Source organism: uncultured Pseudacidovorax sp. (assembly GCF_913773995.1).
Classification (GTDB): Bacteria; Pseudomonadota; Gammaproteobacteria; order Burkholderiales; family Burkholderiaceae_C; genus Xenophilus.
The window spans coordinates 1-5,049 of the sequence record NZ_CAJYES010000121.1 but is presented as its reverse complement, the minus strand read 5'-3'; the positions used below and the strand labels follow the sequence as shown (position 1 = coordinate 5,049).

Annotated in this window: 6 protein-coding genes; 2 read left to right on the top strand and 4 right to left on the bottom strand. The window is 69.9% G+C overall.

Annotated features, from left to right (window positions below; all coding sequences use genetic code 11):
- A partial coding sequence (locus QZ772_RS11325) for a hypothetical protein (protein WP_295526028.1) occupies nt 1–183 on the top strand: 183 nt, incomplete at its 5' end.
- Nucleotides 184–262: 79 nt separating this feature from the next.
- Here QZ772_RS11325 and QZ772_RS11320 read toward each other — a convergent pair.
- From QZ772_RS11320 to QZ772_RS11310, 3 genes are read right to left on the bottom strand one after another with little or no spacing between them, the layout of a single operon-like run.
- Nucleotides 263–1,444, bottom strand: coding sequence for an acyl-CoA dehydrogenase family protein (locus tag QZ772_RS11320; RefSeq protein ID WP_295526026.1), 1,182 nt, complete (start codon nt 1,442–1,444; stop codon nt 263–265).
- Nucleotides 1,445–1,488: 44 nt separating this feature from the next.
- Entirely contained in the window at nt 1,489–2,661 is a 1,173-nt protein-coding gene (locus tag QZ772_RS11315) for an acyl-CoA dehydrogenase family protein (RefSeq protein WP_295526023.1), read from the bottom strand.
- Nucleotides 2,658–3,620, bottom strand: a complete 963-nt coding sequence (locus tag QZ772_RS11310) for a tripartite tricarboxylate transporter substrate binding protein (RefSeq protein ID WP_295526020.1) — start codon at nt 3,618–3,620, stop codon at nt 2,658–2,660. The genes QZ772_RS11315 and QZ772_RS11310 overlap by 4 nt, the downstream gene beginning before the upstream one ends.
- Before the next feature lie 92 nt (nt 3,621–3,712).
- Between QZ772_RS11310 and QZ772_RS11305 the strand changes: the two genes are divergently transcribed.
- Nucleotides 3,713–4,435, top strand: a complete 723-nt coding sequence (locus QZ772_RS11305; RefSeq protein WP_295526017.1) for a GntR family transcriptional regulator — start codon at nt 3,713–3,715, stop codon at nt 4,433–4,435.
- A 30-nt stretch (nt 4,436–4,465) separates the two neighbouring features.
- On the opposite strand, the gene QZ772_RS11300 is transcribed toward QZ772_RS11305, so the two are convergent.
- A partial coding sequence (locus QZ772_RS11300) for a protein kinase (protein ID WP_295526014.1) occupies nt 4,466–5,049 on the bottom strand: 584 nt, incomplete at its 5' end.

The following is a 5,049-nucleotide window of genomic DNA, read 5'->3' as shown; positions in this document are numbered from 1 at the left end:
GCTATGACATCCAAGGCTTCGGACGACGCGCTGCGCGAGACGCGCGGCATGCTGGCCGAAAGCGCCCGGCGATTCGCGGAACGTGGCTACGGCGCGGACGTGCGCGCGGCGTCGCTGGCCCATACCTCGGGCAGGCAGCCTTCGGAATGCGCCAGCGACGCCGCGCGCACGTCCGCGCCGTAGCCACGTTCCGCGAATCGCCGGGCGCTTTCGGCCAGCATGCCGCGCGTCTCGCGCAGCGCGTCGTCCGAAGCCTTGGATGTCATAGCCCGAGCACCTGCTTGGCAAGGATGTTGTGCTGGATCTCGCTCGAGCCACCCGCGATGGTGTAGCCGCGCGACAGGAACCGGCGGGAGGAGGCGGTGCCGCCGATGGCTTGGTGCAGGGCCTGCGGACCGTCCGGCTCCAACGGTGCGCCGCCGAATGCACGCTCGTCCAGTGCCCAGGCCTCGGGTCCCAGCGCCTCGACCGTCAGTTCTTCCCACAGCTGGATCAGCTGACTGCCGCGCAGCTTGAGCATGGAGACTTCCGCGCCGATGCGCTCCCCGGCCTGTGCGCGTGCCAGAAAGCGCGCGGCATGGGCTTCGAGCGCCAGCAGACGCGCTTCCAGCATGGCGAAGCGCTCGCGGAACCAGGGCGCCTGCGTGAGTCCGCGCGGCTCGGTGACGGCCAGTAGACGGGTGCGCCGTCGCTTGTTCTCGCCGATGCGCGCCAGCTTCAGCCGCTCGAACTCCAGCAGCGCCTTGGCAATGGTCCAGCCCCCGTTCTCCTCGCCGACGCGCTGCGAGACGGGTACGCGCACGCCATCGAGGAACACTTCGTTGAACACCACCCAGCCATGGATGCCCACGATCGGCCTGACGGTGACGCCAGGCGATCGCATGTCCAGCAGCAGGAAGCTGATGCCTTCCTGCGGTCGGCCTTCGTGGCCCGTGCGCACCAGGCAGAACATCCAGTCGGCGTACTGGGCGTAGCTGGTCCAGATCTTTGAGCCGGTGACGAGGTAGTCGTCTCCTTCGCGGACGGCGCGGGTGGCCAGCGCGGCCAGGTCCGAGCCGGCATTGGGTTCGGAGTAGCCCTGGCACCACCATTGCCGGCCCGATGCGATGGCCGGCAGGAAGCGCGCGCGCTGCGCAGGCGACCCGTAGCGCACCAGCACCGGTCCGATCATGTCGAAGGTCACGGCGTTGAGTTCTGGCGCGTCTTCAGTGCACAGCACCTCGTCGAAGGCCAGCTGCTGCGCCACGGACCAGCCGCGCCCGCCCCATTCCTCGGGCCAATGCGGCACCAGGTAGCCGGCTTGCGCCAGGATCTCGTTCCAGGCGATGGTTCGCGCCCGGGCAACTGGATGGCCGGCGCGCACGGCGGCACGGATGTCGGGTGGCAAATGCGCGCGCACGAAGGCGCGGATGGCGTCGGCAAAAGCGGGATCGTGGTCGGTCATGAAGATCGGAGCGGACGCAACAGTCGGATGGCGAGGCCGTCGCCTCAAGGACGCAGCCGACGCCCGAAGGCGCGGCGGGCGATGGCGGCGCGGTGCACTTCGGACGCGCCGTCGTAGATGCGGAACGGCCGCACCATGCGCAGGATCATCGACAGCGGCAGGTCTTCGGACACGCCCAACGCGCCGGTGATCTGCACGGCCGAATCGGCCACGCGGCAGACCGCCTCGGACACGAAGACCTTGGCCATCGAGGAGCTGTGGCGGATGGACCGGCCGGCATCCAGGTCGCGCGCCACCTCCCGCGTCATGAGCCGTGCGGCGTACAGGTCGATGTGCGCATCGGCCACATGGGCCTGCACCATCTGGTGCTCCGCCAGGGCCACGCCCTGCGACTGGCGCTTGGCGGCATGGTCCTGTGCCATCGCCATGGCTCGGGAGGCCAGGCCGATGAAGCGCATGCAATGGAAGAGCCGCGCGCCTTCGAGCCGCAACTGCGCATAGGCCAGGCCCTGACCTTCCTCGCCGACCAGGGCGTCGGAGCCGACTCGGCAACACGCCAGCCGAATCTCGCCATGACCACCCAGCGCAAAGGGCTCGATGGTGCGGATGGCGCGCACCCGTTCGAAGCCAGGCGTCGTGGTGTCGACCATGAACCAGGACGGCCCCGCCTCGGTGCGCGCGACCACGATGGCCACGTCGGCCGCTTCAGCGCCCGTGATGAACCACTTGTGGCCGTCCAGCCGCCAGCCCTGGCCATCACGCACCGCGGTGCTGCGCAGCATGCGCGGGTCCGAACCGACACCGGGAGGCGGCTCGGTCATGGCAAAACATGAACGCAGCCGACCGGCTCGCAGCGGGGCGAGCCATCGGGCTTGCTGCGCGGGCGTGAGCAGCTGTTCCAGCGCGGCCAGATCGGGCTGGCCCGGCGGCGCGCACTGCAGCGCCAGCGGTCCGAGGAAGCTGCGCCCCGCCTCCTCGAGCCAGATGCAGCACTGCTCCCAGCTCAGGCCGAGTCCACCCTCGACGACCGCCGTGCGCGGCGCGCCGAAGCCGAGCGCCTGCGCGCGGGCGCGCAATTGCACGGCCGTGCGCTCGACGGCCTGCGCATCATGGGCGGTGCCGAGGTCCTCGGCCGGGATCACCTCGTCGTCGATGAACTGGCGCAGGCGCGCGACGAGCGCGTCGAAGAACGCAGGCTCGCGACCGGCCCCGCTCATTTGCGAATCGCCTTGACCATGCGCTCCCAACGCTGCGCGTCCGACTTCAGGAAGGCCTGGAACTCCTCCTGCCCCTGGAAGGCGGCCTCGCCGCCGGCATTGACCAGTCGCTCCTTGACCTCATCGGTGGCCAGCGCGGCGCGCACTGCCTGCTCGATGCGCTGGAGCACGGCGGGCGGTGTGCCGGCCGGCGCATGGAAGGCATACCACGACAGTGCGGTCACTTCGGGGTAGCCGGCTTCGGCGATGGTGGGCACGTCGGGCAGTTGCGCAGAGCGGTTGCTGCTGATGTTGGCCAGCGCGCGGATGGCGCCCGACTTGACGTGCGGATAGGCCACGGTGGAAGGCAGGATGGCCATGGCGAATGCGCCGTTGATCAGGTCGGGCACCATGGGTGGCGCACCTTTGTAGGTCACGGCCTCCAGGCGGATGTTGGCCGCGATCTTGAACATCTCGTTGGCCATGTTCTGGGTGCTGCCGACGCCGCCGTCACCGAACTGCAGCGTGGTGGGCGACTTGCGGGCCATTTCCACGAAGTCGCGCACCGAGCGCGCGGGCGACGACGCGGGCACCACGAAGTAGCTCGGGGAGAGCGTGAAGCGGGCGACAGGGACGAAGTCCTTGGGCGCCCAGCGCAGGTGGTCCTCGAGCAGCGGGTTGTTGATGAGGAAGGGCGCCGACACGAGCAGCGTGTAGCCGTCCGCCGGTGCCCGCGCCACGAACTCGGCCCCGATGTTGCCGTTGGCGCCCGGCTTGGCCTCGACCACGATGGGCTGGCCCAGTTCGACCGCCATGCGCGCGGTCACGGCACGGGCCTGCACGTCGACCACACCGCCAGGTGCGTAGGGGACGATCACGCGGATGGGCTTGTTGGGGTAGCTCTGCGCCAGTGCAGGCAGTGCGGCGGCAAGCAGCAGGCCAGCCAGCAGGCCGCGTCGGGGAAGGGCGGGGGCAATCACGGCGGGTGTCTCCTCGATGTGGTCGGCATGATGCCTTCGAGCTGTCATAACAGGTAATGGGTGCATACCCTAGTCCTGTTATGATAGGTGTCATGAACGACCCTGCTGCTCTTCCGCTGTTCGCCCGCATTGAGGCGAGCCTGCGCGACCGCATCCTGCGCAATGAACTCGCAGCCGGCAGCAAGCTGCCTTCCGAGGCGGCCCTGGAGGCGGAATTCGGCGTGAGCCGCATCACCGTGCGGCAGGCACTCGCGTCGCTGGAGTCGGGTGGGCTGATCCGCAAGGTCAATGGCCGGGGCAGCTTCGTCACCCGGCCGTCGGACGGACCCGACCTGGGGCCGCTCACCGGCTTCTACGAGCACATGCGCGCGCAGGGCAAGGCGGCGCGGGGCAGGCTCATTTCGGTGCGCGACACGCTGGCCACCGCCTTGCAGGCGCAGGCCCTGGGTGTCGAGGCGGGCACCGCCCTGCGCACCGTTACGCTGGTCCGGATGGTCGATGGCAGACCACTGGCGGTCGGCACCACCAGCGGCACACCGGCGCTGATGGACGCCCTGGTGCGCGAAGACCTCGAGACCAACGACGTAATGGTCGTGCTCGAGGACCGTCTAGGCGTTCGCCTGCGCAACACGCACATCGAGGCCGGCGCGGTGCTGGCCGGTGCCGCGCGCGCACGGCAACTGGCGTGCGCGGCGGGCGACCCACTGCTGCGCATCCGCTTCACACCGCACGACATGGAGGACCGGGCGCTGTGCTGGTCCGAGATGCATTTCCGCGCAGACGCTTTCAGCTACCGCGCGGTGGTCAAGCGCTGATCGCTGCAGGGGCCGGCGCCACGATGCGGCTCAGGCGTGCAGGACGAGCCGGCTGACCAGGACCACCACCACGACCAACAGCGCGGCTGCCACCGCCTGCCAGAAACGCACCGGGTCTCGCTGCGCCAGCGGCACGGCTCGCGCGTGCCGCACTTCGGGGGCGGGCGAGCGCAGCTCATGCAGCAATTCGGACACGGCATCGTGGCGCCGGGCCGGCTGCGGGCTGAGCGCCTTCTGTAGCACCACGTCCAGCCAGACTGGCAGTTCGGGCCGGTGATGGCGCAGGGGCACGTAGCGCAGGCGCCGCAGGTCCCGGGGCTGGCGCACGCGTGCCGCGTCCAGCCCGTAGGGCAACTGGCCGGTGAGCATGTGGTAGCCCAGCGCCGCCAGCGAGAAGAGGTCGGACCGCGGGCTGCCACCTTCGCCAAGAAGGTGTTCCGGCGCCATGTACTGCAGCGTGCCCTGCACATTTGCGGCGAGCGGGCCACGGCCCTCCGCCAGCCCGGCGACATGGGCCGAGGCGAGGTCGATCAGCCGCGCGGTGCCGGCGCGGTCGATGATCACGTTCTCGGGCCGCAGGTCCTGGTGCAGCATCTCGCGGCCGTGCAGCGCCT